Source organism: Pseudomonas laurentiana, assembly GCF_014648275.1.
GTDB lineage: Bacteria > Pseudomonadota > Gammaproteobacteria > Pseudomonadales > Pseudomonadaceae > Aquipseudomonas > Aquipseudomonas laurentiana.
Genome location: NZ_BMQU01000110.1, coordinates 1 through 744, shown reverse-complemented (window position 1 = coordinate 744; position 744 = coordinate 1). Strand labels below are relative to the sequence as shown.

General features: G+C 36.0%; 1 pseudogene. It reads left to right on the top strand.

From position 1 onward, the window contains the following. Positions 1-744 (top strand): annotated as a pseudogene (locus tag IE038_RS25610) (hypothetical protein); the annotation flags it as partial.

Genomic DNA, 744 nt, shown 5'->3' with positions numbered 1-744 from the left:
ATTACCTTATAAAAGTGCAATTTGGAGCAGGTACACCTGATGATATAGATCACTTACAAAATCGATATATTCGTTCTGTAGCAGATTTATTACAAGAGCAATTACGATTAGCTCTATATGATTTCAGAGAAGCAGTTGAAAAAACTTTATTACCTGTATCAGTATCAATCAATGCTAAAAAGAGAATAACTCTTATTAAATTGGAAACTTTCATTTCATTAACGGAAACTTTTCGTCATTTTTTTGGGTTACATCCCTTATCACAATTTTTGGATCAAACTAATCCGTTGGCAGAAATAGTTCATAGTCGAAAAGTGAGCTCTTTGGGCCCTGGAGGATTGACAAGTCGAACGTCTACTTTTCGTACACGGGATATACATCCTAGTCATTATGGACGTATTTGTCCGATTACGACATCCGAAGGAATAAATGTTGGGCTTATTGGATCGTTATCTATTTATGCAACGCTTGGTCATTACGGCTCTTTACAAAGTCCATTCTATAGGCTATCTGAGAGATCGAACATAGACCATATGGTTTATCTATTACCGGGAGAAGATGAATACTATCGGATAGCTATAGGAAATTCTCTGGCATTAAATCAAGGGGTTCCAGAGGAACAATTGACTGCAGCTCGATTTCAACAAGAATTTTTATTTTTTGCATGGGACCCAATTCATTTCAGAAGTATTTTTCCTTCCCAATATTTTGCCGTTGGAGTTTGCCTTATTCCTTTTATCGAAC